Annotated in this window: 27 protein-coding genes, 1 tRNA gene and 3 pseudogenes; 23 read left to right on the forward strand and 8 right to left on the reverse strand. The window is 67.7% G+C overall.

Annotated features, from left to right (window positions below):
- Positions 1 to 42: 42 nt before the first annotated feature.
- On the reverse strand, positions 43 to 228 hold the full coding sequence (locus ABZ261_RS08000) for a hypothetical protein (protein ID WP_356856496.1): 186 nt from the start codon (positions 226 to 228) through the stop codon (positions 43 to 45).
- Positions 229 to 335: 107 nt separating this feature from the next.
- Between ABZ261_RS08000 and ABZ261_RS08005 the strand changes: the two genes are divergently transcribed.
- Positions 336 to 644: a hypothetical protein gene (locus ABZ261_RS08005; protein ID WP_356856498.1), complete on the forward strand. Its 309-nt coding sequence runs from the start codon at positions 336 to 338 to the stop codon at positions 642 to 644.
- Positions 645 to 697: 53 nt separating this feature from the next.
- Here the strand turns inward: ABZ261_RS08005 and ABZ261_RS08010 are convergent, their stop codons facing one another.
- The gene (locus ABZ261_RS08010) at positions 698 to 874 is read right to left on the reverse strand and encodes a hypothetical protein (protein WP_356856500.1); all 177 of its coding nucleotides are present in this window, start codon (positions 872 to 874) and stop codon (positions 698 to 700) included.
- Between the two features lie 349 nt (positions 875 to 1,223).
- On the opposite strand from ABZ261_RS08010, the gene ABZ261_RS08015 reads away from it, so the two are divergent.
- The 3 genes from ABZ261_RS08015 (at position 1,224) to ABZ261_RS08025 (ending at position 5,220) form a co-directional block, all read left to right on the forward strand.
- Positions 1,224 to 3,716, forward strand: coding sequence for a phospholipase D-like domain-containing protein (locus ABZ261_RS08015; protein ID WP_356856502.1), 2,493 nt, complete (start codon positions 1,224 to 1,226; stop codon positions 3,714 to 3,716).
- 251 nt (positions 3,717 to 3,967) lie between these two features.
- Positions 3,968 to 4,561: a hypothetical protein gene (locus ABZ261_RS08020; RefSeq protein WP_356856504.1), complete on the forward strand. Its 594-nt coding sequence runs from the start codon at positions 3,968 to 3,970 to the stop codon at positions 4,559 to 4,561.
- Positions 4,562 to 4,827: 266 nt separating this feature from the next.
- Entirely contained in the window at positions 4,828 to 5,220 is a 393-nt protein-coding gene (locus tag ABZ261_RS08025) for a hypothetical protein (RefSeq protein ID WP_356856506.1), read from the forward strand.
- A 341-nt stretch (positions 5,221 to 5,561) separates the two neighbouring features.
- On the opposite strand, the gene ABZ261_RS08030 is transcribed toward ABZ261_RS08025, so the two are convergent.
- Complete coding sequence (locus ABZ261_RS08030; RefSeq protein WP_356856508.1) at positions 5,562 to 5,855, reverse strand: hypothetical protein; 294 nt, start codon at positions 5,853 to 5,855, stop codon at positions 5,562 to 5,564.
- A 307-nt stretch (positions 5,856 to 6,162) separates the two neighbouring features.
- Here ABZ261_RS08030 and ABZ261_RS08035 point away from each other — a divergent pair, with 307 nt between their 5' ends.
- Both ABZ261_RS08035 and ABZ261_RS08040 read left to right on the forward strand, forming a co-directional pair.
- Positions 6,163 to 6,492 carry a DUF6584 family protein gene (locus ABZ261_RS08035; protein WP_356856510.1) on the forward strand — a complete coding sequence of 110 codons (330 nt, stop codon included), beginning with the start codon at positions 6,163 to 6,165 and terminating at the stop codon, positions 6,490 to 6,492.
- 134 nt (positions 6,493 to 6,626) lie between these two features.
- The gene (locus ABZ261_RS08040) at positions 6,627 to 6,851 is read left to right on the forward strand and encodes a tyrosine-type recombinase/integrase (protein WP_356856512.1); all 225 of its coding nucleotides are present in this window, start codon (positions 6,627 to 6,629) and stop codon (positions 6,849 to 6,851) included.
- Between the two features lie 381 nt (positions 6,852 to 7,232).
- On the opposite strand, the gene ABZ261_RS08045 is transcribed toward ABZ261_RS08040, so the two are convergent.
- Positions 7,233 to 7,988 (reverse strand): GntR family transcriptional regulator, encoded by a 756-nt coding sequence (locus ABZ261_RS08045; RefSeq protein WP_356856514.1) that lies wholly within the window; start codon positions 7,986 to 7,988, stop codon positions 7,233 to 7,235.
- A gap of 79 nt (positions 7,989 to 8,067) precedes the next feature.
- Here ABZ261_RS08045 and ABZ261_RS08050 point away from each other — a divergent pair, with 79 nt between their 5' ends.
- From ABZ261_RS08050 to ABZ261_RS08075, 6 genes are all read left to right on the forward strand, one after another.
- On the forward strand, positions 8,068 to 8,346 hold the full coding sequence (locus ABZ261_RS08050; protein ID WP_356856516.1) for a hypothetical protein: 279 nt from the start codon (positions 8,068 to 8,070) through the stop codon (positions 8,344 to 8,346).
- Between the two features lie 521 nt (positions 8,347 to 8,867).
- A complete protein-coding gene (locus tag ABZ261_RS08055; RefSeq protein ID WP_356856518.1) occupies positions 8,868 to 9,092 on the forward strand; it encodes a hypothetical protein in 225 nt (74 codons plus the stop codon).
- Positions 9,089 to 9,832 carry a GntR family transcriptional regulator gene (locus ABZ261_RS08060; protein WP_356856520.1) on the forward strand — a complete coding sequence of 248 codons (744 nt, stop codon included), beginning with the start codon at positions 9,089 to 9,091 and terminating at the stop codon, positions 9,830 to 9,832. The genes ABZ261_RS08055 and ABZ261_RS08060 overlap by 4 nt, the downstream gene beginning before the upstream one ends.
- Positions 9,829 to 10,131 carry a hypothetical protein gene (locus ABZ261_RS08065; RefSeq protein WP_356856522.1) on the forward strand — a complete coding sequence of 101 codons (303 nt, stop codon included), beginning with the start codon at positions 9,829 to 9,831 and terminating at the stop codon, positions 10,129 to 10,131. The genes ABZ261_RS08060 and ABZ261_RS08065 overlap by 4 nt, the downstream gene beginning before the upstream one ends.
- A gap of 417 nt (positions 10,132 to 10,548) precedes the next feature.
- Positions 10,549 to 11,718, forward strand: a complete 1,170-nt coding sequence (locus ABZ261_RS08070) for a DNA sulfur modification protein DndB (RefSeq protein ID WP_356856524.1) — start codon at positions 10,549 to 10,551, stop codon at positions 11,716 to 11,718.
- Positions 11,719 to 11,791: 73 nt separating this feature from the next.
- On the forward strand, positions 11,792 to 14,140 hold the full coding sequence (locus ABZ261_RS08075) for a hypothetical protein (RefSeq protein ID WP_356856526.1): 2,349 nt from the start codon (positions 11,792 to 11,794) through the stop codon (positions 14,138 to 14,140).
- Positions 14,141 to 14,685: 545 nt separating this feature from the next.
- Here the strand turns inward: ABZ261_RS08075 and ABZ261_RS08080 are convergent.
- A pseudogene (locus ABZ261_RS08080) lies at positions 14,686 to 14,829 on the reverse strand (cold shock domain-containing protein); the annotation flags it as partial.
- A 415-nt stretch (positions 14,830 to 15,244) separates the two neighbouring features.
- Positions 15,245 to 16,408 carry a restriction endonuclease gene (locus ABZ261_RS08085; RefSeq protein WP_356856528.1) on the reverse strand — a complete coding sequence of 388 codons (1,164 nt, stop codon included), beginning with the start codon at positions 16,406 to 16,408 and terminating at the stop codon, positions 15,245 to 15,247.
- Between the two features lie 468 nt (positions 16,409 to 16,876).
- Between ABZ261_RS08085 and ABZ261_RS08090 the strand changes: the two genes are divergently transcribed.
- The gene (locus tag ABZ261_RS08090) at positions 16,877 to 18,337 is read left to right on the forward strand and encodes a hypothetical protein (RefSeq protein WP_356856530.1); all 1,461 of its coding nucleotides are present in this window, start codon (positions 16,877 to 16,879) and stop codon (positions 18,335 to 18,337) included.
- A 463-nt stretch (positions 18,338 to 18,800) separates the two neighbouring features.
- Here the strand turns inward: ABZ261_RS08090 and ABZ261_RS08095 are convergent.
- Positions 18,801 to 18,884 (reverse strand): annotated as a pseudogene (locus tag ABZ261_RS08095) (NUDIX hydrolase); the annotation flags it as partial.
- Here ABZ261_RS08095 and ABZ261_RS08100 point away from each other — a divergent pair.
- The 9 genes and pseudogenes from ABZ261_RS08100 to ABZ261_RS08140 form a co-directional block, all read left to right on the forward strand.
- Positions 18,885 to 19,139: pseudogene (locus ABZ261_RS08100) on the forward strand (plasmid transfer protein); the annotation flags it as partial. It abuts the pseudogene before it with no gap.
- An 82-nt stretch (positions 19,140 to 19,221) separates the two neighbouring features.
- The gene (locus tag ABZ261_RS08105; protein ID WP_356856532.1) at positions 19,222 to 19,425 is read left to right on the forward strand and encodes a hypothetical protein; all 204 of its coding nucleotides are present in this window, start codon (positions 19,222 to 19,224) and stop codon (positions 19,423 to 19,425) included.
- Positions 19,425 to 20,111 (forward strand): DUF2637 domain-containing protein, encoded by a 687-nt coding sequence (locus ABZ261_RS08110; protein ID WP_356856534.1) that lies wholly within the window; start codon positions 19,425 to 19,427, stop codon positions 20,109 to 20,111. Before ABZ261_RS08105 ends, ABZ261_RS08110 begins: the two co-directional genes overlap by 1 nt.
- Positions 20,112 to 20,191: 80 nt before the next feature.
- Positions 20,192 to 20,383, forward strand: coding sequence for a mobile element transfer protein (locus ABZ261_RS08115; RefSeq protein ID WP_208878652.1), 192 nt, complete (start codon positions 20,192 to 20,194; stop codon positions 20,381 to 20,383).
- Positions 20,384 to 20,395: 12 nt separating this feature from the next.
- Positions 20,396 to 20,551 carry a hypothetical protein gene (locus tag ABZ261_RS08120; protein ID WP_356856536.1) on the forward strand — a complete coding sequence of 52 codons (156 nt, stop codon included), beginning with the start codon at positions 20,396 to 20,398 and terminating at the stop codon, positions 20,549 to 20,551.
- 24 nt (positions 20,552 to 20,575) lie between these two features.
- The gene (locus tag ABZ261_RS08125; protein WP_356856538.1) at positions 20,576 to 20,893 is read left to right on the forward strand and encodes a SpdD-like protein; all 318 of its coding nucleotides are present in this window, start codon (positions 20,576 to 20,578) and stop codon (positions 20,891 to 20,893) included.
- A gap of 127 nt (positions 20,894 to 21,020) precedes the next feature.
- A complete protein-coding gene (gene repSA, locus ABZ261_RS08130) occupies positions 21,021 to 22,388 on the forward strand; it encodes a replication initiator protein RepSA (protein ID WP_356856697.1) in 1,368 nt (455 codons plus the stop codon).
- Positions 22,385 to 22,585 (forward strand): helix-turn-helix domain-containing protein, encoded by a 201-nt coding sequence (locus tag ABZ261_RS08135; RefSeq protein WP_171156200.1) that lies wholly within the window; start codon positions 22,385 to 22,387, stop codon positions 22,583 to 22,585. Before repSA ends, ABZ261_RS08135 begins: the two co-directional genes overlap by 4 nt.
- Positions 22,585 to 23,979 carry a site-specific integrase gene (locus ABZ261_RS08140; RefSeq protein ID WP_356856540.1) on the forward strand — a complete coding sequence of 465 codons (1,395 nt, stop codon included), beginning with the start codon at positions 22,585 to 22,587 and terminating at the stop codon, positions 23,977 to 23,979. Before ABZ261_RS08135 ends, ABZ261_RS08140 begins: the two co-directional genes overlap by 1 nt.
- A 175-nt stretch (positions 23,980 to 24,154) precedes the next feature.
- On the opposite strand, the gene ABZ261_RS08145 is transcribed toward ABZ261_RS08140, so the two are convergent.
- Positions 24,155 to 24,230: transfer RNA gene (locus ABZ261_RS08145), tRNA-Arg, on the reverse strand.
- Positions 24,231 to 24,550: 320 nt separating this feature from the next.
- Here ABZ261_RS08145 and ABZ261_RS08150 point away from each other — a divergent pair.
- Positions 24,551 to 26,167 carry a dynamin family protein gene (locus tag ABZ261_RS08150; protein WP_356856542.1) on the forward strand — a complete coding sequence of 539 codons (1,617 nt, stop codon included), beginning with the start codon at positions 24,551 to 24,553 and terminating at the stop codon, positions 26,165 to 26,167.
- The last annotated feature ends 459 nt before the right edge of the window (positions 26,168 to 26,626 follow it).

Below are 26,626 nucleotides of genomic sequence, written 5' to 3' on the forward strand. Positions count from 1 at the left end.
CCGGACCGGCGGGCCCCGCCGGTCACAGCCGTCTCTCTCGTCTCACAGGAGTGACAGCGTTTCGCCCTGGTGGGCGAGTGTGAGCGTTTCCGTCGCCGTGGGTTCAGGGCCCGCCGGGGCAGCCACCGCACGGCTGCTGGCCGGCAGATCGTCGCGGTGCCGGAAGACGGCCTCCACGTCGGCCACGGCGAGGCCGCTCGCACGGGCGACGGCGTCCAGGTCCACCACCCGAAGCCCCCGCCTCCGCCAGCAGTCGGCGCACCGCGGCCTTGAGGGAACTCCGCGCACCCTGCCGACAGTTGCCCTGCCTTGGGTGCGGAACGAGAATGGTCCCCGTGCGTCACGCCTTACGCAGGATCAGCGGACCGGCGGTCCTGATCGCCGGCATCGTGTCGGGCGCCTGGTCGGTGTTCGGACCCCCGCGCCACTGGCACGGCATCGAAACGCTGGGGCGCACGGCCATCGGCGTGGCATCGCTGACGATGATCAGCACGGCGCCGCGCCTCATCTTCCCCGACACCCCGGAGGCCGGACCCGACGCCCCGGAGGCCGGACGGGACGCCCCGGAGGCCGGACCCGGCAGCGAGGGCGGACCGGGCAGCGGGGACGAGGACGCGGGCGGCAAGGACGCCGCTGACGCGTGACCGGGCGCGCCGGAACCCCGGCGCGCCCGGTCATCCGGTTCGGTTTCCTGCGATCAAGGTGACTTGAAGGAGTCCTTGGTCGTCTCCTTCGCGCCCCTCATCCTGCCCCGCGCTTCCAGGGCGGCGCCCTTCGCCGCGAGGGTCTCCTTGTGCACCGCGTGGGCCGCCTTCCGCACGGTCCTCCCGAGGACCTGCTCGGCCTTCGCCTTGACTTTCTCTCCGGCACTCATCCGTGCACCTCCGCGCACTCTCACCGCCCGTGTGCCCCGGCAGCGGCAGCGCAACCCTGGCCGGGCGGTGCGGTCGTCCCCCGCGCGGCGAGCCGACGGACGGGGAGCGCGGCGCCTGGCCGGGCGAGCCGACGGACGGGGAGCGCGACGCCGTACGCCAGGCAGGGCACCACCCTCGGTGTCGCCCTCCCGGGCGCCGCCGCGGACACCGGCACCGGCCGGCCCCTGCTGCCGACCGGGGTCCGCGCCCTGGCCCGGCTGCCGTAGCGGACGGACCAGGGCTCCGACCGGGCTCGCCATAGGATGACGGTTCCTCAACTCACCCGTAACCAAGCACCAAAGGAAACAGATGGGCAGACAGATACGACGCATGGCGGCTCTCGCCGCCCCCGTCGCGCTCGGAGCGGCACTGCTCGCTCCGGCCACCGCTCAGGCGGAGACCGTCGTCTCCGGAAACTACACCGCGGTGTTCAACTACCCCACGCCCACGACGTACGACTCCTCGATCAACACCTCGGTCGGCGACCTGATCGACCTCGCGGCGCCCAACTCGACGCTGTACATGGACATGTACTGGTTCAACCACCCGGGTCTGCTGGCGAAGCTCACCGCCGCCCAGAGCCGCGGCGTCACGCTGCGCATCATCTCGGAGTCGGCGAACCAGGCCAGCAGCAACCTGGACGATCTGACGCTGACGGGCAACTCCACCCTCACCTGGTGCTCCCGCGGCTGCCTGGGCAACGGCTCGAACGACACCAACGCGATCGACCACGACAAGTACATCGTGTTCGACGCGCTCACCGACGGACGCAAGAACGTCGTCTGGCAGAGCTCGCAGAACCTCGCGGGCGGCCAGGACGGCGAGATCAACAACGCGGTCGTCGTGTCCAACAACGCGACCCTCGCCTCCCGCTACCGGGCGCACTTCAACGACCAGGTCAAGCACGCCTCCGACAGCCTGCACACGACGTACGACTACACCACCGGGGACCCGAGCTCCCCCGTCGAGGCGTTCTTCTTCCCCCGCGACACCGCCTCGGACGCCACGCACTACGGCAACGCCGACATCCTCGCCTCGTTCATCGAGAAGGTCGACTGCTCGATCGACGGGAAGATCAGGATCTCGGCGGCGGAGCTCGACCAGCGCACCACCCGCCCGGCTGTCTACGACGCCCTGCAGGAGAAGCGGTCCCAGGGCTGCAGCGTCGACGCCAACGTCCGCGACTTCAGCAACGGCGGCGGCAACAAGGGCGTCAACGACCTGACCGCCCTGGACATCGCGGCCTACGGCAACCGCCCCGGCGGATGCCGCTACAAGTCCTCGGCGACCGCCTCCTGCAACCACGGCACCACCCACTCCAAGTACCTGCTCACGGAGTGGACCAAGGCCGACGGCACCAAGGTCCGGCACGTGTACACCGGTTCCCACAACTGGACCGCGGGCTCGCTGAAGACGAACGACGAGACGCTGCTGCGCATCGACGACCCGGCGGTCTACCAGGCCTACGTCGCCAACTTCGACAAGGTGCGCGCGGGCGCGGTCGACATCAACGCCTCGAAGTACGGCTCGACGTCCCAGCACTACTCGCGGGTCAACGTGCAGGCCGACGGTGACCAGCACTACAGCGCCGTCGCCTCCGGCGGCACCTCGTCCGTCTACACCGCGGTGGTGTACGAGCAGGGCGACCGGCACGACTCCTCGGACACCGAGCTGGGCACCGACGTGTACATCCGCATGTACAAGGACGGCGTCGCGCTCTGGAACGAGAAGCTGCTCAGCAACAGCGGGCCCGCCGGCACCACCACCTGGTCGCACCAGAAGCCCGACGTCGGCGTGGACGACCAGGGCAACGCGATCGTCGTGTGGGCCAAGGACGACGACGGCAACAAGTTCGCCGACCTCGCCGTGGTCAAGGTGGCCCCGGACGGCACGGTGACCCCGCTGCCCCGCCCGCACGCCTCCGGCAACGGGGACCAGCTGCGTCCGACGGTCGCGGTGGCCGGCGACGGCTCCTACACGGTGGCCTGGGAGAGCACGGCCGACGGCTCCACGCTCAACCAGATCTACGCCAGCAGCTGGTCCGGCACCGGGACGCTGCGCTACCAGGACGTCCAGGTCAGCACGATCAACGCGGGCGCGGCCGGATCGAACCGGCGCCCCGACGCGGCGATCGACGACGCCGGCAACACCGTGATCGTCTGGGAGGAGGACGCGGACGGCAACGGCGGCCTCAACATCGGCCTCGCCAAGCTCAACACCTCGGGCGGCTTCGCCGTGGCCCGCAAGACGGCCAACTCCCTCACCGACGGGCAGCAGACGGTTCCCGCGGTGGCGTCCACGGGCGACGGCCGGTTCGTCGTGGCGTGGACCGACGAGTACACCACCGGCACCGGCACGCCGGTGCGGCCGCAGCGGATCTACCACCGGGTCTTCTCGGCGGCCGGCAGCGCGGCGGCGGCCGAGCAGCGGGCCACCGAGGACGGCACCGACAGCGGCCCGTACGTCGACAGCCAGCGGCCGATCTCCGACCAGGACACCGCCGACGTCGCGGTCGCCGACGACGGCAGCTTCGTGGTCGCGTGGAAGGAGGCCTTCGACGTGAACATCGGCGGCACCGTGTACGCGGGCGAGGACGACGTCTGGGCCCGCGGCTTCAACGCGGACGGCACGACGACCGGCCGGCTCCCCGCCTACCGGATGAACGTGGTGACCGGCGGCGGCCAGGGCGGCCCCGCCGTGACCCTGGCCCCGACCGGCCGGCTCGCGCTGACGTACTCGGACGACTACGACGGCAACGGCTTCAACGAGCTGCGCCTGCGCGACGCCTTCAGCAACGCCTGATCCGCGCACGCTCCGCACACCGAGGGCGGCACCCCACCAGGGGCGCCGCCCTTCGCGCTGCGCTCCACGCCCGCCCGCAGACCCGCTCACTCGTTGGTGCAGCGGATCAGGGCCGGCCGGCGGCAGGTGCGGGGTGCTGTGTGCTCCCTTCGCGCGCTGACTGCCACCTTGTGGGACACGCCTGGGTGCAGCACGGTGGGATGGATGCTGTTCGGCGCTGTGCTCCAGGCCCAGGGGAAGGACGGTACGTCGTGGGTTCAGCCGGTCCATGGGCACGGGAGACGTTCGGGGACATCGCCGGTGAACTCGCGGACATCATCCCGGCCTGCCTCGTCCGCGCTCATGAGCGGGCCCGCACCGGGCACGAGGGCGTCCACACCCAGACCCTCGAGGCCTACGGACATGGCCTCTATGCCGTGCAGTACGAAGAACTGGCCGCTGGCATGGCCGGGCTCGGGGAAGCCGTACGGCTGCAAGGACGCACGATGATGATTGTTCGCGGCCGCTTGCTCTACCCCCTCCGCTACGCGAAGAAGGACGTGCCCGTCACGGAGGCACGTCTGCGCCGGGCCACGGGCTTCAGAGCAGACCTGATCCGCCGCCACGGCCCGCCTCCCAGACAACAGGCGTTCGACCTGGACTGGGGTGAACTCGACGACTCCGAGGTACACCCGGATCTGGAGCTTCTCCCCGAGGACGTGCAACTCGTCCTCGTCGCCTACGCCTGCTCCATGGAGAAGGGCGTCATGCGCATCGAGTGGGGTTCCGCGGAACTGCGCCGGGAGGACCGGTACCTGGTCTGGCACCGTCACGAGCCGCTGTCGACCGATAACCGACCCCCCTGATCCGCACAGCGCCTCCGGACACCGCAGGGGCCACGGCCAACAAGACCGGACCGTTCCCGTCAGACGAGAAGCATCGCCCGCAAGGCCGCGCTTCCCCGCGCCTCGACGACGACCCAAATGCTGCACAGAGCGAGCAGTATTGCGCGTCCCTATCTCGGCGAAGCCGTCGCTCGAGTTCAGGTCCGCTTGTGCTGACCACGACACTGTTGCCGCAGGCAACTTGGTGCTCTACCGCCGTAGAGACAGATGCCCTACCGTCCGGCGGTATGGGTGGACTTGCCGAGTTCCTGAAGAAGCGATGGGGCGTAGCGCTCCTGGTGGCGGGCATGCTGGCTTGGGCCGCTGACGTCATCGGACCCGGGGTGTTCCTCCTGGTAACGGCTGTGGCCGTTCTCTACTTCCTGCTCCAAGCACCACTGCGCTGCATCGCATTGGGGCGGCAAGGCAGGTGCCGCAACAACGCGCAGGGGCTACTGCGCGGCTGCTGGATCCGGGAGCACAAGTGGCAGGGGCTGAAGGCGCTGCGCGGATCGGGGGACGGAGACCAGGGACCGCGGACAGCGCTGCTGCAAGACCGGCAGCAGATGTCTGCATCGCTGGGGGTGGCTGTCGGAGTGATCTCGGCAATCGTTGCGTGTGCGGACTTCATCTTCAAGTGATCGCTACCCCGCTTGGGGCGGTCCGCCTATAGGCGACCACGCCGTGATGGTGCTCGTGCTCTGCGTATGAGCGACGCCTGCGCCGCTACACCACCAAAACCGAGCCCGACGGACGCCTGCGCCCGCGTAGTCGTACGTCTCCGGGAGGAGCGCGGTGCTTGCTTCTAGGGCGTCCTGGGCATGGTGGGTGCCGCAGCGGCAAACGCCGTGGTCGGGCCGGCCGTCGACCGGCCTCCCCTATTGCTCGCTCTGGTGGACTCAGCTTGGAAAGCTGCGGCGCTGAACGCCCGCAGGGCTATTACTGAACTGCGCAATCGGGTGCGATCCGTGTCGCAGGGTGATCAGCCGCTTATCCCCCACCGCACCGAGGCGACAACTGCGAGCATCAGGGCCAGCCCTACGCACCACCAGCGGACAACCCTTCGCACAGGCGGCAGCACCCACAACACCGCCGCGGCACCGGCCGCCCCGATGGTGAGGATGCACGACAGGACGATGCCTGCGTATGCGTCGTCGTCCCAGGGCCCCGACGGGCGGATGGTGAGTGCCGTCCAGCAGAAGTACGCAGCGATGACGGTGAGCAGGAAGAGTGGCACGGCGAAAACGAGGCGGAGGCAGCCGCGGTCGTCGTCCACGCGTTTAGGTTGTTCCATAAACCCTTGTCCGTAGGCTTGGGCGTCCTCTGCCAGTACGGGCCGCCGTTGTAGCAAGAGGCGAGTTCCCGATAATGCACCGCTGTCATCTCCTCGGCGGGCACATCGGCGAACTTGCTCTCAGCCTTCAACTGGGCCAGGTATTCAGAGGCGATGAAGATGTTCTGTGCGCGGTCCTGCAGGGGCTGTTCCATCACGTTGCGCTGTTGGTCGGTGAGGTGATCGGGGTCGTAGCCCAGCACCCCGGCACCGCGGCGCACCTGGATGGCGATCAGAAGCGGGCCGGTGGATGTACCTCGAACAGGACCGGGACGCGGCTGAGACCTCCGCCTTCGAAGCGAGATACCACACGGCCCCGCAGCGCATGCGGGCACTTGCCTGGCAGGGCCCGGAGTCGCTTGCTCGAACCACCTTCGCCAGAGAGCAACTGACAGCAGTACGGACAGCGTGCTCCGATGCCTTGGGACACCCCGTCGACTCTGACACGTTGCCGTCTGGCGAGAAGGCCGACAGCACGAAAAGGGCCCTCGCCGACTTCCTCGCAGGAGCCGGATGCCTGGTGGCGGTCCTTGCCTTCCTCGCGATCTGGGTGAACGGGCTCGTTGCACTCATCGGCTAACTCAGGTCGCCAGGGCGTACCGGAGGTGAGACTGCCCGGAACTCCCGTGAACAGGACACCCGGCAACGAGTACGTCGACGCGCTGCGCCGGCATCGAGGGGGGCAGGCTGCGGAGCGCGTGGAAGCGGGGAGTGGTGGCGTGCCCGATCCGCGAGCGGCGGGGCCTGGAAGTCCGCTTCCACGGTCCCCGGCACACCTGCGTGACCCTGCTCCTCGGCCTCGGTATCCCGCCTCACATCGTCCGGGCCATCGTCGGGCACAGCGCGCTGGACGTGAGCATGAACATCTACGCGCACGCCGATACGACCGAGAAGCGGGCGGCACTGGACCGGCTGGGGAGCCTGCTGGCCGAAGAGTGACGGGCTCGTTGCCGTCAGCGTTGCCGTCTGAGGTGCGAAACGCCCTGGAGGGAAGATCCCCTTCGCGGCGTTTTCACAGGTAGAAGGTGGCGCCCCCGGCAGGACTCGAACCTGCGGCCAAGCGCTTATAAGGCGCTTGGCGGGTCGCGAATCGCACCCTTCCTGACCTGCCCCCCTTCCCGTGCTCGGCGTCTCGTGGACCAGCCTTCGATACGCATTCGACTGGTGGCGGCCAAGTATCCGGAGACCGGATCGAGGCATCAAGATCACAAAAAGCCTCTTTTATGAGGCTGACTTCCCCCCTCGTGGCGCGCACTGTGGAGCCACAGGGGTACGGGAGGTGTGATGGAGAGTCACTGGGAGCGCAACGGCCCAGAACCGTCACCGGTTGATCGGGATCTCGTAGACGATCTCGCAGTGGGCGGCGGGCACCACGATGTCCGCCGTCTCCACGGGCCGCCCCTGATCGCTGTAGTAGGTCCGCCGGATGTGGGTGACGAGTGCGGCCTTCTGAATGCCCAGGAGCGACGCCTCCTCGGCGGTCGCCTGCCTCGGCTCGGGTTGCTCCACGGCGTGGCTGACGGTGATTCCGATCGCGGCCATGCGGTTCACGACACCCGCCCCGGCATGCGGGCCTCCCTCGGGGAGGACGATGATGGTGCCGGCGGTGAGGTCGTACGGCTCCCAGCTCGTGGACAGCTGCACGGGCCTGCCGTCGCCCAGGAATTCGTACGTCGTCCGCACGCACAGATCACCCTCGGCGATGCCGAGCCGCGCCGCGATGTCCGCGGGAGCCGGCACCTTGGCCTCGGTCCGGCTCTCCCAGTCCCCTTGCCTGCCCGCGGCCTTCATGTCCGCCCGGAACGGAGACCCGTCGGGCCGCTCACGCGCCGACGACCGGACCATGCGCATGCGCTGCCGGGGCTCGGCGACGTACGTGCCCGAACCGGCGCGGCCCTCCAGCACACCCTGGGAGATCAGCAACTCCTGCGCCCGGCGGACCACGTTCTCGCCGACCCCGTACTCCTGGCCGATCTGGGCGCGGGACGGCAGGCGATCCCCGGGCTCCCATACGTGCTCCGCGATCCGGCGCCGGAGTTCGTCGGCGATGCGGAGATAGGGCGGCTGCTCAGGCATATGGAAAATCTAGTCCACTAGCTCTAATCTAGTTAACTACCTTCACTGAAAGTGATCGCCGGTTGACGGAGGCTGCCCTGTGCCCGCTTCGGGATCTCGCGCGGCGGCCATCGCCGCCCGGCTGTCCGCCGTCGGGCTCGCCACGCGCGTGGAGGAGCACGACCGGTACACGTCGATCGAGGCGGAGGTACCGGAAGCGCTCTCCGCCGACTCATGGCGGAATGCCCTGGAAGCCGTGGCCGAGGCCGATCGGTTCGGTCTCCTCGCCACCAGCCTGGACGGCCGCACCCTCTGGGCGGTCGTACACAAAGCGGTCCCCGCGACGGGCGATGTCGGGGGACCGAGCCATCAGCGATAGGAGCTGAGCAGCGTGCTCAACCGTATCCGCCGTGCCGTCTCGCTCGCCAGAGCGCGGTACGCCCCCAAGGGCAGGCACCGCCGCCCCTTAACGCCCTCCCTGCCGACGGTCGCCCACACCTTCCCGGCGTCCGCCGATGCGTCGAGGTCGCCACTGGGCCGGTTCTCCGACAGCGCCGACCACCGACTCCCTCGCAGGGGAGGACACCGCACTCGTCCGCCCCTACGTGCTGGCCTGGGAGGAACGAGTACGGCCACGGGCGGTGGTCGTCGCTTCCCATCTGCCGCCTGAAGCCTGGTCGACCTTCGCGGGGGCCGGCTGATGTCTCCACGCCAACAGCTTCGTGTCACCGACGCTTCGGCCGTCCCCTACCGGTCGACCGCCTGCCGTATGGGCACACACCCGTTCTGCACGGAGTCCTCTCCCGTCTCCGCGCCGATCGACCTGCCGGTTGTCTATGAGACGTGTGCCTGCCCGTGTCACTCGATCTCGGACCACTCCGCGCCGAGGGAGACGCAGCGGTGAGCCGCTGGGCACCGGGCGGCGCGCTGGTTTCCATGGTCGAGGTCACGGCAGCCACCGTGCAGTGTGGCGACGTCATTCAACTGGGCGGCAGAGCGTGCCGGGTTATGGACCTCGTCCAACTCCCTCAAGGCGCCAAGCGACTCCTCTTCGAGTCGGGCGAGTTGCTGACCATACACACGCGAACCCGGCTCGTCGCCGTTCGCGTGCGGAGAAGGCGGTGACCCGGTCCGTGCCTTCACGCCATCACGGCATCGCCGACGATCTCCGGCGCCAGATCACAACCGGCGCAGTCAAACCGGGTGAACGCCTGCCCTCCGAGGCAGACCTCGCGGACCGGTACAAGGTCAGTACGACCACATTGCGGAGTGCGCTCACAGTCCTCCAAGGCGAAGGTCTTGTCGAGAAGATCCATGGAAAAGGCAACTTCGTCCGCCGCTCCCTCCGCAAGATCGTGTATGTCGGGGGATGGGGAACGCTGGATCCCTGGACCGCCGCTGAAGCGGCAATGCGCGTCACTGTCCGCACCACCACCGTTCAGGCAGACGGCCACCTGACGACCTTGCTGAGGGTGCCGACGGGCAGCCCTGTCGCTGAGTTCTTCTGCATCAGCCACGAGGGGGACTCGCCGCACGGTCTGGCCCGCATCTACATCCCGCGCGACCTGGCGCCGGCCGGGGTGCTGGGCGACGACTCTCCATGGCGGAACACGGCCACGAGATTCGCCGTCCTCGGCTCGGCACCGGCAACTGTCCGGGAGACGGTATGCGCTCGTCCACCGACACCGGACGAGGCATCCACCCTCCGGATCGGCCCAACGGCGTCAGCCCTCGCGATCACCCGGGTCGCCACCGACTCCACCGGTCGAGTCGTCGAGGCCGCGCTACTCGTGTTCCCGGGAGACCGCGTCGACGCGGTCTTCACCACCCACGACGTCACCGATGAGAGGGCAACCCAACGATGACGCAACCGAACGAACTGCGCCTCCTCCCGTGGTCGGGGCCCGGCGGGAAGCCCTGCTACTTGGATACCGACGACAAGGCCCGCTACATGTCCCGCCTGGCGGACAACATCGAAGCGGAGCAACTGGGCACGGCGGCCGAGTTGCTGGAGCATGCCCCCGACACCCTCGACGACCAGGACGCCAGCTCGGAAGACTTGCAACGGCTGGCGAGGGAACTGACCAGGGCGTTGCGGGACGTGCTCCGCGTTGCAGTCAGCCGCGGTCACCTCCTGGAGGTGAGCGACCCTCATCGACCCTGAAGGGGGCTGCGTCGTCTCAGAGACTGAGGCAGCTCCCTCTGCTGCGGCCTGATGCCTGTGACCTGAGGTGCCGGTCCCCTGACTGCCGGTCCCGCCCAACAAGATGCTCAACGAAGCCTACGGTTTTGAACGCCATGCCGTGGGCTTCTGGCATTGCTGGACGGCCCGGAGACGGCTCGGCTGCCGCAGGGCGTCTCGTTTGCCGTCGCCCCGGTCGCTGCTTGCGTCGCCTTGTCGCCTTGGAACTGTGCCTCACTTATCCAACTTACTTACGACTACTTGTCGGAGTTGATTGACTACGATCAAGGAGTTCTCGCGTAGCGTGTCGTGCTACGTGAAAAACCTAATTCTCTTGCGCTCGTATCTCACGTAGTGGCAGTCTCTACGTGAGCTATGAGGCATCCAGGAGGGCTAGCGATGGCAGACGCGAAACAGCAGCAGGTGTTTGGTTTCGTCCCCTATCCGGCGATCGGGTACCGCATGGGCGGCCGGCAGATGGTCGCGACGGCAATGACGCCGGTCGACTACACCGGTGTGGTGGGGCCGCGGGAGGTGTGGGACCCCCTGTCTGGCGGCGGGACCAATCGCAAGGAGGACAAGGCCCATCGGCAGCGCATCGCGAAGTACATCGAGGAGACCGAGGACTACGTTCTCAACTCGATCCTGGTGTACATCGGCGAGGGCGACGCCCGATTCGTTCCCGACGAGGGAACGCCCGAGAATCAGGCTGTGAAGACCGGGGTGCTATATGTCCGGCCGGGGGCCAAGTTCAAAGTCGGCGACGGCGGCCACCGCACCGGCGCCTACACTGACGTGGTCGAGGCCCACCGTGATTTCAACGACGACGTGTACGAGCGCTTGGCCACGAGCGGTCAGCCGATCATCGTGGTACTCGACGACGACCAGGTACGTCGCGCCCAAGACTTCACTGATCTTCAGAAGAACGCCAAGCCTCTGAGCGCCAGCATCGGGCAGTCCATGGACCGTCGGAGTGCGCTGAACCGCATTCTGATCGAGAAGATCATCAAGCGGGACGACATCCCGGTCTTGACCGAGGGGCGTCGGGTCGAGTTCCTCACCGACACCCCGGGCAAGCTGAGTGCCAAGACGATGTCGTACAAGACGCTCCGGTACGCCAGCGGAACTCTCTTGGTCGGTACTGGTCTGCGCGACACGCGTGGCTGGGAGGACGCTGTGGAACTCAAGATCGCCTCGGACGAGAAGGGTTCCATCTCGAAGATCGTGGATTTCTGGCGGGGGCTGGGCGACCTTCCGACGCTCAAGGATGCGCTGGGGCGGGAGAAGGGTGTGGCCCTGCTCCGGAACGACACGTGGCTCCTGAGCGCCAGCCTGCTGTACGCCGTCTCCGCTGCTGTGCACCAGGTGGCGCTGGAGGACAAGCAGCTCACCGTTGCCGCCGCAATGAAGGAGCTTCACCGTTTCGACTTCTCGCGCGGCAAAGACAGTCCCTTCGTCGGCACGTTGGTGGATCCGGTGACGTTCAAGGCCGTGGCAGGTCGTGGCGCTTGGGAAGGGGCAGCCGACGTGATCGTGGAGCACATCCGCTCCGGGGCGAAGAAGACCTGATCTGCCAGCCGGCTTCAACATCGCTTCGGAACTTCCCATGCAGTTATCAGCTCAGGCACACCAGGAGATCCTCGTGTCGGCACTCAACCAGCAGATCGTCCGTGCAGCTCTGAACGCAGTCACCCTCGCCGACGCCGAGGCAGTCCAGGGCCTGATAGCGCAGTCTTTCGCCGCCGAGCATCGCCGCCCGGTAGGCGACAAGTGGAACAACTTCGGGCTCATGGGGTCGTCGGGCAGCTACGACCTCAAGCTCATCGAACTCGTGACCAACATGCAGGACAGCGTCATCGAGCGGTTCGCCCTTCAGCAGTTCGGCTCGCGGGACAAGGTGCCGTTCAAGACGCCCTTCGAGGCCACCAGCACATTGCTCCGCTACCTCGACTCCGGCGAGCAGTCGCAGTTGGCTGTCACGACGTTCGAGGACTCTGACCCGCCCGCTGGCAAAACCAAGCGCCTGACGGCAGTCTTCAGAGACAAGGGCTGTGGCATGACGCCCGTCAGCGTCCCGAACACGATCTTTGCGCTGGGGGGAAGCAACAAGGAGGACGCCCTCTACCTCCAAGGCGCCTTCGGTCTCGGCGGCGCCATGACCTACCGAAACGCCAAGGCGGTCGTGGTCGTCAGCAGACGTGATCCGGCACTCCTTCAGGATGGTGAGGAAGATCGAATCACGGTTGCCGTGGTCCAATGGCAGCACAACACCAAGGGACAGACGGCCTACTACCTTGTGGATCGCGAGTGGAATACCGCGGCGGATGAGGCCGAACCCTGGTCGTGCCCTCATGAGGACTTCGACGACTTCGAGCCCGGCACACACCTCGCCCTCATTTCCTACCGGGTTGATGGAGTTCAGCGCCGACGCGAGGGCGATGCGAAGTCCTTCGACGTAGTGACGAATACTCGGCTCGTGCACCCCGTGTTCCCGACCCGATTCGTCAACAACACGACCCGAGGCCGCGGCACCCTCCTCGAAGGCCTTGCACGCCGGTTGGAGAAGTCGGAGTACGACTTTGACCATGGCGAGGAGACCCTTCCCTTCCACCACCACGGCAGGACGTACCAGCTACCTGTGCGCTACTGGATCTTTGCCGGAGCTCCGAAGGACCCTGGCGGTCGCGACAAGTTCCTCGCCAGTGATCACGCCGTTCTGTTCACGTCCAACGGCCAGGTACACCATCACTGGAGCCCGCGGGACGTGCGGGACCAGGCGCGTCTCAATCGCCTGTATGACCGCCTGCTTGTCGTCGTCGAGACAGACGCGTTGCCCATCGATTTGCGCACCAGCCTTTTCACCGCGGACCGCAGCGAGCTCGTCAGGGGCGACGTCGCCCTTCGGCTGGAGGAGGCCGTCCGAGCCCTCATCGGGGATTCCACCGTCCTCCGAGAGGCTAACAACGCGCTGATCCGCGCATCCTTCCAGGACAAGAGCGACCAGCCGACGGCGGACATCGCCCGCAGGATCAGCCGTGCGCTCACCGTCAAAGGCTTCTCTTTCGGCACCGGCAATGGCAGCGGTGGCCAGGGGAGTGGACAGAGCTTCGGACGGGCTGGCGGCGGCGGAGGGTCCCTCAAGCCCGTCGAGCTGCACCCGGACCCCACGATCATCAAGGGACCGTCCACTGTTCGAGCCGTCGTCGGAACCACTCGCTCGATCACTTACACCATCGATGTCGAGGACACATTTTATGACCGACGAGGACGCCTGAGGGTCATCTGCAATCACCCCGACATCGTTGAAGACCGAGAAATCACCCCGGGTAAGGGCCGCAATGGCCGGGCGCGTGTCATGGTCGCTGTGCCCGAGACCGCGGAACTCGGAACGTACGAGCTGCGCGTTGTCCTGGAGGACTGGATCCGCGCGGCGGGTGGCTTGGGCCAGAGGCTTGAGTACGTGACTAAGCTGGAGTTGGTGGAGGACATCCCCGGCAGCGGCACGGGTACCGGTAAGCCCACCAAAGGCGCCCAGGGCCAGGGCGGCCCGGGACCGGGTACCAACGTTGCACTTCGATGGACAACCCACGATGCGGAAGACAACTGGGACCGTGTCACCGTCGGATCTGTCGAAGAGGTGCCGGCGTCCATCCTGGCCGACCAACAGGCTGACTACGCAGAGCTGCGAGCCCTCGGCGACCAGCTCATCCCAACTATCCTGCTCAACCAGGAGTACCCGCCCTTCAAGAAGTACCTCGCCGCGCGGAACAAGGAGCTGACCAACGACAAGCGAGCTCGGGAGCAGTACGCCGTGGGCGTCGGCGTCTCTCTCCTTCTTCTCCAGCAGAAGCTCGACAAGCTCAAGAAAGCTGGTCAAGCGCTGCCGGACGACGACTTCATTGATGAGGCCCGGCGTGCGTCGGCCAGTGCCGTGCTGGCTGTTATGCCGGCATTCGACGACCTCGCGAAAGAAGTAGGTCTCACCGACTAGCTGGCGAAGCTCGGGCAGCGTAGTCCTGCCCGAGCCTACGCACGAAGTAGGAGCTCCGAGCCGGGGCAACCTGCTCGAAAAGCGCGCCCCGGCTCATGGGCGAGCTGGCGACAACGGAACAGGACGCGAGAGGCGCGACGATCGGCGGAGCCCTCCGGATGACGGTTGCACGTCACGGTGCGGCGCTGATGATCCCCGCCGGCAGAACTATTCGATCTGCCAGCGTGTCTCCCAGATGAACTCCTCGTCAGGGATCTCAATGGTCGCGAGCTCTTGCCACGTCGTAAAGCGATCTTGCACAGGCTCGGAAGGCGTGTGGCGTGTCCTGCGCCGCCAGAGCGGCTCTTCGCAAGGTCTCTCGCTCTCCACTCTCCGTTTCGGTCCCGCTGGCGAAGGTTCAGCAAGGGCCCGGTAGCTACCTGCAGCGCGTGTTCAAGGGTGAGACCGCAGAATTCGTACCCCATCTCCTCAACCGTGGCGCGTTCGTCGGCTGGAATGGTGGGGAGAAGAGCCGGCCAGCGCAACACCAACTACCCGGTCCGGCCAACCCGCTGTCCTGGTGACAGCGTGCGGAACCCAGCCAACTGGATATCGGAGTAGTGGCCGAAGCAGCCGCCGGGAGTCATGGGGGAGTCGAGCACGCCTCACCCTTGCTCGTCGTCCCACTCGCGGACAGTCGCAGTCACCATGGGCGACACCCTACGACCTTCGTCTGCGGTGGCGCACTTTTTACTTCAGCTTGGGAAGCTCAGTTGCTCTAGCGGGAGTTGGGCGTCTGACCTGCGAGGAAGTGGCCTAATGGGCCTCGCTGCCGACGACCTGTTGTCCGCCGTTCCTCGTGGTCCCCCTCCCAACCTGGCACGGGTCTGGCACGGGCTCAGGTGGAACGCTAGATGGTCCACTGAATGGCCTTTCGGAGTGCAAAAGCTCAGTTCTCCGGGCTTAGGCATGGCGGTACCAGTGTCGCAGATCGACTTGGGTGACCTGGGGTCGTCTCGCGCCTCTGTCACTGGGGGTCGCCGTTGGTCACTGCCGAGCGTCCTCGGACAGCCCAGAGACAACCCAGAGCTTGCAGCCGCCCCATGGTCTGACCGGCAGGCATCCCTATGAAGCGCTACTCGAGCAAAATCTCCTCGGGCCGCCGGTTCGTGACCGCGGTCTCCCGCTGGGCGAGGATGTGCTCGATACAGGCTTCCAGGTCTCTCCCCCGTGATCATCCCGGGCCATGCCTCTGAGCTCCCGAGCCAGGTCCAGCCCATTGATCAAGACAATGGGGTACTGATCTTCGACCATCTCAGTCTGCGCAGGTACGGAGTAGGCCCCGGTCGTGACGTACACGCCGATCCAGCCGCGGCGAAGGCGGGCCACCACGCGAGCGATCTGCTCCGCAGTGACCAGGTTGTCGAGCTTAACGCACTTGGCCTGCCCAAGAACGACAAGGCTAGTGCCCGCCAGCCCACTACCGATGTCAAGCCGACCTACGAAGTCCGCTCCCCCATCGCCCGACCTGCGAGTCAGCCAGCCTTCGACGTAATTGTTCCCGGCTCCGCGCAGCACGCGTGCTGCGACCGCCGAGGCCACCGCCTCGAAGTCGTGCTTCCACCCGTCGAAATACTTGTAGATCAGCTCCAGGTCCTTGGCCTCAGGGGCGCCCGGCTTGGGTCGCTGCTCGGGCACCTTGGTGACCTTGGCCCGTGCCACCCGCCGGCGGAGCCTGGGCAGGGCCGAGTGCCCGTGCCTGACCCACTCGCGCCACGCCCGAGGGGCGAGCTCGAGCGTCTGTGCGTCGGCCACGTTCTTGTCCCGGCGGGAGTCGATCCACGCCCAAGCAACTCCGTCGTCCTCAGCAGTGAGATCGATAAGGGCGATGTCATAGACGTAGTCCGTGAACGTCGTGTGGTCGCTGCCGCCCCACTGCACGAGACGCTCAGCCCGCTCGATCACTCCCAGCCCGCAGAACTCGACGTGCCCCTTGACCTTTCCGCTCCGCGATACCGCGCGGAACAAGAGCAGCGGGACGGCGGTGGCTCGCTCCTCGGGAGTGCGCCCCTGGTGCCCGGTGAACGCGTCGAGTAGGGCTGCGTTGCCCGTGGTCTTGCCAGGCTCCACGGTGGTGGTCGCCTTGTGATCGCCGAAGTAACGAACGTGCCCGTTGTCCATGTCAAACACGTCGTGCCAAGGCGTCTGCTCGGAACCGGCCTTCCAGGGACTCGACCGGATGAGGATCACGGGCCGGCGCTCGCCGTCCGGTGTCCGAATCTTGGCCATGCCGTTGATCCCTGCCTCCAGCAGGGCTCGCACGCGTCCTGGCGAGTGAGTCACGTGATGGAAGTTGGGGAACCCCTCGATCGTCGGCGGCTTCGGATCCTTGCCTGTCGCCTAGCGAAAGACCTGACCTACACGCAACTGACCACCCACGTGAACCCCCGCATCAGAACCAGCTTGACGATCTGCACGACCGTAACGGTCAGCACTGACATTGAGTCCCTGCTCGTGAGGCTCTGATCCGGCGGTCTAGGGGCGGGTGCCACCACCTGAGTGTCTGGGTTGCCACCTGCCTCACCGCCCGGCCAGACAGGACTGACAGGCCACGATGTCAGTGCCTGTGGCTAACGTCTCCACCGGAAGCACTCCGTTGCTGTATGGGCCGGTAAGACCACAGAAGACCAAGACTCACCCCCAACTAGCCAATAGACTTGGGGAAGTTGGCGGTGGATAGCGGAAGGCGAAAGATCGATGACCGAACCGAGGATCTACTTCTCCGAATACTTCGGCATTTCATCCCAGACTCTGGCCGATTACGGGGCATTCGATATTTGCATCGTCTCCGACCTCCCCATGTTTATTGACCCATTCTTGCTGTTCACCAGCAAGAAACCCGAGTATCAGGCACTGCACGACCAGATCGTCATCTACCTCCAATTCCTCCAGCGGAAATCGGGAGCCGGACTTACCTCTGGAGACATCAAGAACTGGTACCACTTCAAGGAGGTGAAGCAGAATTGGCTCGGCTTCACCCTCTTCGGTAACGACGGACACGCACTGGGTAAGAAGTTTGCCGAATCCTTGAATCAATCACTTGGCGACATCCTCAAGAACGTAGGAAACGAACAAGGGATCGGGACACATCTAGAAAAACTTGCCCTGATCGGCCCGCGTGTCGGGCGGGACTGCGTTAGCGATTTTACGACCAACCTGATCAAACATTACCTTCTGCGTTTTACCGAGAAATTCGCGCGGGAGCACATGAGCGAAGAGGATTGCAGCCATTTCGCAGTGCCACGAGCCGCGTTCAACTATGTAACCGAGTCTTGGGAGACGCGCACTTACTTTCTACCCGAGCTGCGCAATGATTTTGTCATTCTGACGCCGACAGACATGCTTACTCGTGACGACACCTGGATCAGCAGGGAAGACCTGCTTAGGCGGTTTAAAGGCCTGCCAGCGGCCATCGAAGACGATCAGACAAGAGCGCAGGTCAACAACTACTTCGCTCGAGTCTTCTACAAGAAGCAGACCGTCAAGGATCGAAATGCCGCGATCGATCGAGTGATCAAGGAGTTCCCTGAACTGGTCGATCTGTATATCGGCCTAAAGGAACGGGAAGGAGATGAGGCTCGAGCCACCAGCAAGGCGAAAACGGACGACACGCACAACGTCCTCGTTGCACAAGTCAAGCGCGCCGTGCCAGACCTTCAGGCGAAAACCGATTTCTACGATAGGCCATGGACTAGTTACGAAGAGGCCCTAGAAAGGGTTCTGTGCTTCAAGGACTACATAGAAAATAAAGACGGGTATCGGCTGATAAATCGAGCGGGGAAAGGATTCTCCAGGGAGGCCGAAGTCCAGCTCTACTTCGGCTTGATTTGGTGCTACACGGAATTCGATGTGAATCGGGAGCCCAATAACGGTCGAGGGCCCGTGGATTTCAAGGTTTCTTACGGCGCAGGAGACAAGTCCCTCATTGAGTTCAAGTTGGCCTCGAACCCTTCCCTTGCCCGGAACCTGGAGCGGCAGGTTGCAATCTACGAGGCGGCCAACGGGACCAAGAAATCAGTCAAAGTGATCCTTTGCTATACAGCAGAAGAGCAAGAGAAAACCAAAAGGGTTTTGCGGGAACTTGACATTGCCAACGACCCCTCGGTGGTCGTCATTGATGCCCGTAGGGACAACAAGCCCTCAGCGTCAAAGGCCTAGGTCAACTAGCTTGCGCAGACCCCAGCAGGCTGCCCACCACTATCCCCTCTCCCATCCCGTCCGCCGTCGACCCACACACCGTGGAGCGGGCGTGGTCCATGGCGTCCAGGTGGAGCGCGCCACTGTACGAACGACCTGGACGCCATGGGCCGCGTCTGCTCGGCTTCGCCTGGGTCGACGGTGGACGGGATGGGAGCTCCCCGCGCACGCCACAACGGACCCGCGGTCGGCGACGGGGCCCCCTCCATCCCGGTGCCGGCCGATCCCCCGCCGGAGGCACTGTTCTGACCATGGCCGCGCTATGCGGTGATCGAATCATGGCCACCGGCCTTATCCACCAGTGGGCGCGCGTCGGCGCAGCGCGGGCGGAGCGGGCCGGAGGCAGGAGCGGCGCCCGCAGCGGAGCCGGGAGCGCGCCCGGCGGAGCGGAGCGCAGCCGGGGCTTGATGAAGGAGAGAAAGTTTTATCCCGCTGGGATCAGGCGCTTGCCGTCGTGGCTGCGTACGTGAGGCCCGTTGCCGTCCAAGGCGTCCAGGAGCCTGACCGCATCGCCCCGGACGCCGTACTCGCCGCCATTCGGATCCCGGCGGAGATGCGAGGGCTCGCCATCACGGGCGACTCGTCCGGAGGGTGGCACCGCATCCGTGCCCCATACACGTCGCTCCGGCAGGCCGTGAACACTTGCAACCGGCATGCCGACCGGACGCCGGACCTGCCCGAGCTGGCTCCGTTCCGGCCCACTCTCTCCGGCTCGGCCGACGCTCCCTCACCGACGGCCAAGCCGTCCCCGGCCACCGCCTGACTTCTCGTATCCCCACCGGTCGGCGTGACCGCCTTCGCGCCAAGTCCCCACCCCGCCATGCCCGAAGAAGAGAGATCCCGCTATGTGCCCGAACTGCGAGGACTTCGCCCGGACCATACTCCTGCTCGGCCAACTCGCCCTGTACGCCGACATGACCGGCGCCGACCTGGACTTCGTCGAAGCCGTCAGTCCGTCCCTCGCCGTCTCCCTGCCCGAGCCGCCGCCCGGCGTGTTCCCGGACGGCTACGACCCCGACGGCGGACCCGCCTACCCGGGTGACTCCTGATGGGTGCTCGTCACGGCCTCCGTGTCGACGCGGTCCTCGTCCAGGCCGTCATCGCCGGCGCTCTGTCCTTCGCGCATCTGCATGACCTGGCCTCCGCCGCCGGACAGAACGGGTGGAAGGCATGGGCCTACCCGGTCAGCGTCGACCTGCTCCTGGTGGCCGCCTGGCGGCGCCTGCGCAGTGAGGGCCCGTCCCGGCTCGCCTGGTGCTGGTTCCTGGTCGCGCTATGCGCCTCACTCGGCGCCAACGTCGCCACCGCCGGGTTCCTCGACCTGGCCGACCCGCCCGCCTTGCTCCGCCTCGGCATCGCCGGATGGCCCGCGCTTGCTTTCCTCGGCGGCACGCTCCTCGCTCACTCGTCGGCGACGGAGTCGGAGCCGCTCCCGTCGGCACCCGTCGTGGAGGCGGAGCGAGCGGAGCCCCCAGCCCAGCAGCAGGCACCTGACCTCGAAGTCGCTTCGGCCACAGAATCCGTGCCCGAGCCTGTCGCGGCCCCCGCCCCTTCGGATCAAGCTCCCGCCCCGGCCCCCGCTCCTCAGGTCCCCGCCGTCCTGGTCGACCACGCCCGCAAGGTCGCCGACGAGTACCGCGCTCGCACCGGAGCCCCGATCGACCCCGACACCCTGCGCTCCCGCCTCGGCGTCCCGCCCCACCTCGCCGACGCCATCGCCGCCCACCTCGCCTGATCGGCGAGAGACGAAGACCAGTGGCGGCCCTTCCTCGCCCACCTGCTCGCCAACCACGACCCGAGAGGAGGCCGACTGACATGCCTGCCCGCGAGCACTTCCACTCCGTGATGCGCATCGGCCCGGTGCAGATCGGCACGCACCGCGACCGCAACGGCCAGACCAAGCACGCCGCCGTGTGCAGCTCCGACGGCTGCGGCTGGTCCGCCGACTACTCCAGTCAGACCGCGGCCCAGCTCGCCGCCCGCACCCACCGCTGCCGCGTCCGCTAGGAGACATCCGCCATGCAGGTCCCGCTCTGGTTCGCGCTGCTTGCCGTCGGCTACCTCGGCGTCAAGCTCATCCGCCCGCCGGCCTGGCTCATCGGCGTTCTCCTGCTCGGCGGCTTCCTCCTCGCCGACAGCGTCCTTGCTTCGGCCATCAACGCGCTCGTCAAGTAGCCCGCTCGCGAGAGGAGAACACCGATGTTCCGTCCGAAGATCCCCACCATGCCCGCGCCGACCGGGCTCGGCACACCGCCCGCCGTCGTAGAGCCGACCACCATCACCCCGAACGCGGGGACCCCGCCGGTCGCCCCGACGGCTCCGACGCCGGTCCGGCCTACGGTCCAGCTGGCCCCTGGCACCGTCCTCGCCCTCGTGGGCGGCGGCACGGCCGTCGTCCTGGTGCTCGGAGCCGTCCTGGTCTCCCTGCTCCTGGCGGTCGCCATCACCGGCGCTTCGGTCGCCGTCTGCGCGGTCGTCCTGCGCTCCCTGCTCACTTCCGACGCCAAGCGTCGCTGACCGGCACCCGGGCGGCCTCGATACCGCCAAGCATCCGCCGCCCGGGCGCCGTCCCTGTCCGATCTCGCAACCGGAAGGAACCCCAAGCATGGCCCATCGCGCCTCATCCGCGACACCGAGTGCGTCGATTCCCGACACATTGCTTGACCCGATCACCCTCGGGGACGTGCTCCGGGTGGCCGCGGCCTCGGACTACGCCCGCTTGGAGGACCAGATCCGCCGTACCGGCGGCTGCTCCGATCCGATCCACCTCACCGGCTGGGTCCTCCACAAGGACAAGACCACCGGCGAGACCCTGCACCACTACTCCACCGAGCAGGAGCCGGGCGGACGCCTCCGCCTCGCCTGCGGCAACCGCCGCGCCTCCCGCTGCCCGTCCTGCGCCTGGACCTACGCGGGCGACACCTACCACCTGATCCGCGCCGGCCTGGCCGGAGACGCCCGCCGCGACGTCCCCGCCACCGTCCGCGATCACCCGCGTGTCTTCGCCACCCTCACGGCACCCTCGTTCGGCCCGGTCCACAACCGCCCCGATCACGGCACCTGCCGCTGCGGCACCCCGCACACCTCCGATGCTCCGGAGCTGGGCACCGCCCTCGACCCGGACAGCTACGACTACGCGGGCGCCGTGCTGTTCAACAACCACGCCGGTCAGCTCTGGCAGCGCTTCACCACGCGACTCCGCCGTGAAATCGCCGCCCGCGCCGGCCTGCCCCGCCGTGAACTCGCCGAACACCTTCGCGTCTCGTACGGCAAGGTCGCCGAGTTCCAGAAGCGCGGCGCCCTGCACTTCCACGCCGTCGTACGTCTCGACGGCCCGGAGGGGCCCGGGACACCCCCGCCCGCCTGGGCCACGGTCGCCCTCCTCACGGACGCCGTACGTGCCGCCGCAGCGCACTCGTACACGTCCGTCTCGGTCCCGGCTGCCGGTGACGAGCCGGCCCGTACCTTCCGCTGGGGTCGACAGCGCGACGTCCGTCCGGTCCAGGCGTTCGGCGACGGTTCCGACATCACCGAACAGGCCGTCGCCTCGTACGTGGCCAAGTACGCCACCAAGGCCGCCGAGAACACCGGCACCCTGGACCGCCGTATCGGCGAACTCGCCGAACTCGACCGTCACCAGGTCCCCGACCACACCTGGCGCCTCATCACCGCCTGCCGCGACCTGGACAGCCTCTACCCGGACCGGCGTCTCTGGGCCTGGGCCCACATGCTCGGCTTCCGCGGGCACTTCTCGTCCAAGTCGCGCACCTACTCCACCACCCTCGGCGCCCTGCGCCAGGAGCGCGCCGACTACCGCGCCGCCCAGGAGGCATCCGTCCTCGGCCTCGACGACCGCGAGCCGGACACCGTCCTCGTCCTGGCGGACTGGCAGTACGCCGGCCACGGCCACACCCCGGGTGAAGCCGCCATCGCCGCGACCATCGCCCGCGACCTCCAGACCAACCGCGATACCGCCCGCGCCGCCCTCCTGAGCGAAGGGAGCACGGAATGACCACGGCCATCCGGTCACGACGAACCATGCTCACCCTCGCGGAGGTCTGCGAAGAACTGGCTATCTCACGCTCGACCTTCTACGACTGGCGGGCCAAGCGCCGTGCGCCGCGCTGCATCAAGCTCCCGAACGGTGACCTCCGGATCCGGCGGAGCGATCTCGATCACTGGCTGGACGACCGTGAGGACGCCGCCTGATGGAGACGACGTACGACGTGAAGATCTACAAGATCCTCAGCTACAAGGGCGCTCGGAAGACCACGTACACCGTGCGCTGGGTAGTCGCGGGCAAGCGCTGGCGTGAGCCCTTCAACACGGTCGCGCTCGCCGAGGGATTCCGCTCGGAACTCATTCGGGCCACGGGCAAGGGCGAGGCTTTCGTCGTCGCCACCGGTCTCCCGGTGTCTCATCGCTCCAAGTCGGCTGCCATGAGCTGGTACCGGTTCGCCGTCGAGTACGTGGACGCCCGTTGGTCCCAGTTCGGCGGCAACAGCCGGAAGAACATCGCCAAGACCCTGACCGCGACGACCGTCGCGCTGTTGCGGACCAAGCCGACCCAGTTCGCGCCCGCGGCCGTGCGCACCGCGCTGCGGGAATGGGCGTTCAACACCAACCGGCGCCCGGACGCGCCCCGGGACGTGGTGGCCATCCTCAGATGGGTCGAGCGGAACTCCCTGCCCGTGTCGGTCTGGGAGGACCCGGAGAAGGTCGACCAGGTCCTGCGGGCCATTAACACCCGCCTCGACGGCAGGCAGGCGGCGGCCTGGTCCCGGAAGCGCAACCGCCGGATCCTCAACGTCGTCATGAAGTACGCGGTCCGGCGGCGCATCCTGCGGGTCAACCCCCTTCCCAAGGGCAAGGAGTCGACGGCCGCCACGAAGACCTCGAACGCCGTGGACAAGCGGTCCTTGCTGAACCCCGAGCAGGCGGCGGCGATCCTCGACTGGATACGGCGCCGGCCGCGCGGTGGTCGGCGGCTCCACGCCTTCTTCGCCACGCTGTACTACTGCGGCCCGCGGCCCGAGGAAGCCGTGGCCATGCGGGTGGAGGACGTCACGCTGCCCGAGCCCGACGCCGCGGATCAGTGGTGCGAGCTGCTGATCCACACGGCGACTCCGGAGGTCGGGAAGCAGTGGACCGACACGGGTGAGATCCACGAACGGCGCGACCTGAAGGGCCGTGCGGAGGGCGAGACGCGCACCGTGCCGGGGCATCCGGCCCTCACGCGCATCCTGCGCCGGCACATCGCCGACGAACAGCTCAAGCCGGGTGATCTGCTCTTCCAGGGTGAGTCCGGCGGCATCCTCGCCGGGTCGGTCATCCGCCGGGCGTGGCGCGGTGCCCGGAAGGCCGTGCTGCCCCCGCACGTGTTCGAGTCGCCCACCGGGCGGCGGGTGTACGACAACCGGCACACGCGCCTGACGAAGTGGCTCAACGACGGCATCCCGCCTGCCCAGGTGGCGGAGTGGGCCGGGAACAGCGTGGCCGTGCTCCTCGCCACGTACGCCCGGTGTGTCGACGGGCAGCTGCCGGACCTGAAGCGGCGGCTCGAAGCCGCGGGCGACCTGCCGGAGGCACCCGGCGTCGGCTGATCCTCCGGCCGGGAACTTCGACACGTATTCGACACGGCCACCCGCGAGAACCCGGTGACAGCCGGACGGCCCCGGAGTCCGCCCTTGATCGGCAGGAGGGCGTCCGGGGCTTCGTCGTGTCGGTCGGCACCGGCTCTGACCAGCGAAAAGCTCTCCCGAGTGGAAGAGTGAAGACTGGCGCCCCCGGCAGGACTCGAACCTGCGGCCAAGCGCTTAGAAGGCGCCTGCTCTATCCACTGAGCTACGGGGGCCGGGTGGGTGGCCTCGTGCCTGGTGCCCTGGTGTGGGCTGATCCGTGACGTTGCCGGGGTCAAGGATAGGGCTCCCGGTTCCAAGACCCTGTCGCCTCGCCTCCGTGGCTCGATGTGGAGGTTCGGTGAAGCGGTCCTGATAATCGCAGGCGGGTACGAATCGTGCATCGTTTTTGGCCGCTGGCGCCCCGGGTGTTGTGCACTCGTTATGCCTGGCAGGTGCCCATGTCCCGGTCGTCCCATCCGTCCGTTGTGCTCTGTCGGCGCGCAGACACGTCCATATGCTTCAGAATTCCCCTAAAATTGGGCATTCTTCGCATGTGGTGACCTTGGACGTACGGCCTCAGCTGCTCGACACACTCTCCGCTCTGCGCGACCGTGTCGCCGCCGCACGCTTTCCGCTGCCCCTGGCCGGGGCCCCACGCGCGCGTGCCAACCGCGACGAACTCCTCGCACAGCTCGACGACTACCTGGTGCCCCGGCTACGGGAGCCCGAGGCGCCGCTGCTGGCCGTCGTCGGCGGCTCCACGGGCGCGGGCAAGTCGACGCTCGTGAACTCGATCGTCGGGCGGCGGGTGAGCGAGGCCGGCGTGCTGCGGCCGACCACCCGGACGCCGGTGCTCGTCTGCCATCCGGAGGACCATCACTGGTTCAGTGGCATGCGCGTGCTCCCCGACCTCACCCGCGTGTGGGTGCCGCACCAGGACCCCGGCGACGACTTCCTGCACCCCGGCGGCGAGGATCCCGGACGCGTCCTGCGCGTCGAGACCGCCGACACCGTCCCGCGCGGGGTGGCCCTCCTCGACGCCCCCGACGTCGACTCCCTGATGGCCGACAACCGTGTCCTCGCCGCCGAACTGATCTGCGCCGCCGACATCTGGATCATGGTCACCACGGCGGCCCGCTACGCCGACGCCGTCCCCTGGCACCTGCTGCGCACGGCCAAGGAGTACGACGCCACCCTGGTCACCGTCCTGGACCGGGTCCCCCACCAGGTCGTCTCCGAGGTCTCCCGGCAGTACGGCGCCCTGCTCACCAAGGCCGGGCTCGGCGACGTGCCCCGGTTCACCGTGCCCGAGCTGCCCGAGTCCGCCTGGGGCGCCGGTCTGCTGCCCGCGACCGCCGTCGCCCCTCTGAAGAGCTGGCTCACCCATCACGCGCAGGACCCCGCCGCCCGGCAGCACGCCATGGCCCGTACGGCCCACGGCCTCCTCGACTCGCTCAGGTCGCGCATCCCCGAGCTGGCCAGCGCCACCGCCGCCCAGTACGCGGCCGCCCTGCGGCTCACCGGCGCCGTGGACAGCGCCTACGACCGCGAGTACGAGCGTCTGCGCGGCCGCCTCCAGTCGGGCGCGGTGCTCGCCGGGGACGCCCTCAAGCGCTGGCGCGCCTTCCCGCTGGACTGCACGGCCGGGGAGCTCCTGGACGCGCTGGTGGAGAGCCTGGCCGCCCTGCTGCTGTGCGCCGTCACCGCCGCCGACGAGCGCGCCGACGACGCCTGGCGGCGCGAGCCCGCCGCGCGCGCCCCGGGGCTCGCCGACCGCGACCGCGACTCCTCCCTGGCCAGTGCCGAGCACCGCATCGGCCTGGCGGTGCGGCGCTGGCGGCGCGAGGTGGAGGAGTACGCCGACGACGAGGTACGGGCACTGGAGCGGGCCGGCGCAGCCGATCCGGAGGTCGTCGCCGCCCTGGTCGCCACCGCGGTGCTGGGCGGACGCCGGGCGCGCACGGCGGGGGAGGGGCTCGCCGAGCGGCTCGGCGCCCACGGCGCGCTGCGGCTGCGGGACCGGGCCGGACGGCGGCTCGCCGAGTACGTGGACCGGGTCGTCCACGGCGAACGCGAACGGCGCCTCGCCCCGATCGACGCCCTGGACGTCCACCCCGAGCACCAGGCCGAACTCATCGCCGCGCTGTCCGTACTGCAGAAGGAGAGGTGACCGGTGACCGCCGTCACTGACCATGACCACACCGAAGACACCGACCACATGAGGCGCACCGAGCACGGCGGCGACCGCGGCGACAACCGGTCCGCGCAGCACGGCGGCGACACCGCGTCCGGGCAGCACAGCGGAGGGACGGATGCCAGGCAGTACGGCCGGCACGCCGCCGCGAGCGCCGCCGACGGCACCGCGCGCGCGGGCGCCCCCGCACAGACCCGCCCGAGCCGGCCGGAGGAGGGCCGCGAGGGCGACGCCCCCGCCGCCACCCGGGCGCCTGCCGTCACGGAAGCCCCCGCCGCCGCCGGAACCTCCGCCGTCACCGGTGCCTCAGCCGCCACCGAGGCCCCCGCGGACCCGGCGCCGAGCGGGGAACCGGCACGCGACGACGGCGACGGCGACGACGCCCGGCCGAAGAACGACGCCGGCAGCAGCCGGGCCGAGGGCAGCAGCCCGCCC

Origin of the sequence: Streptomyces sp. NPDC006193 (assembly GCF_040613915.1) — a bacterium.
Taxonomy (GTDB): domain Bacteria; phylum Actinomycetota; class Actinomycetes; order Streptomycetales; family Streptomycetaceae; genus Streptomyces.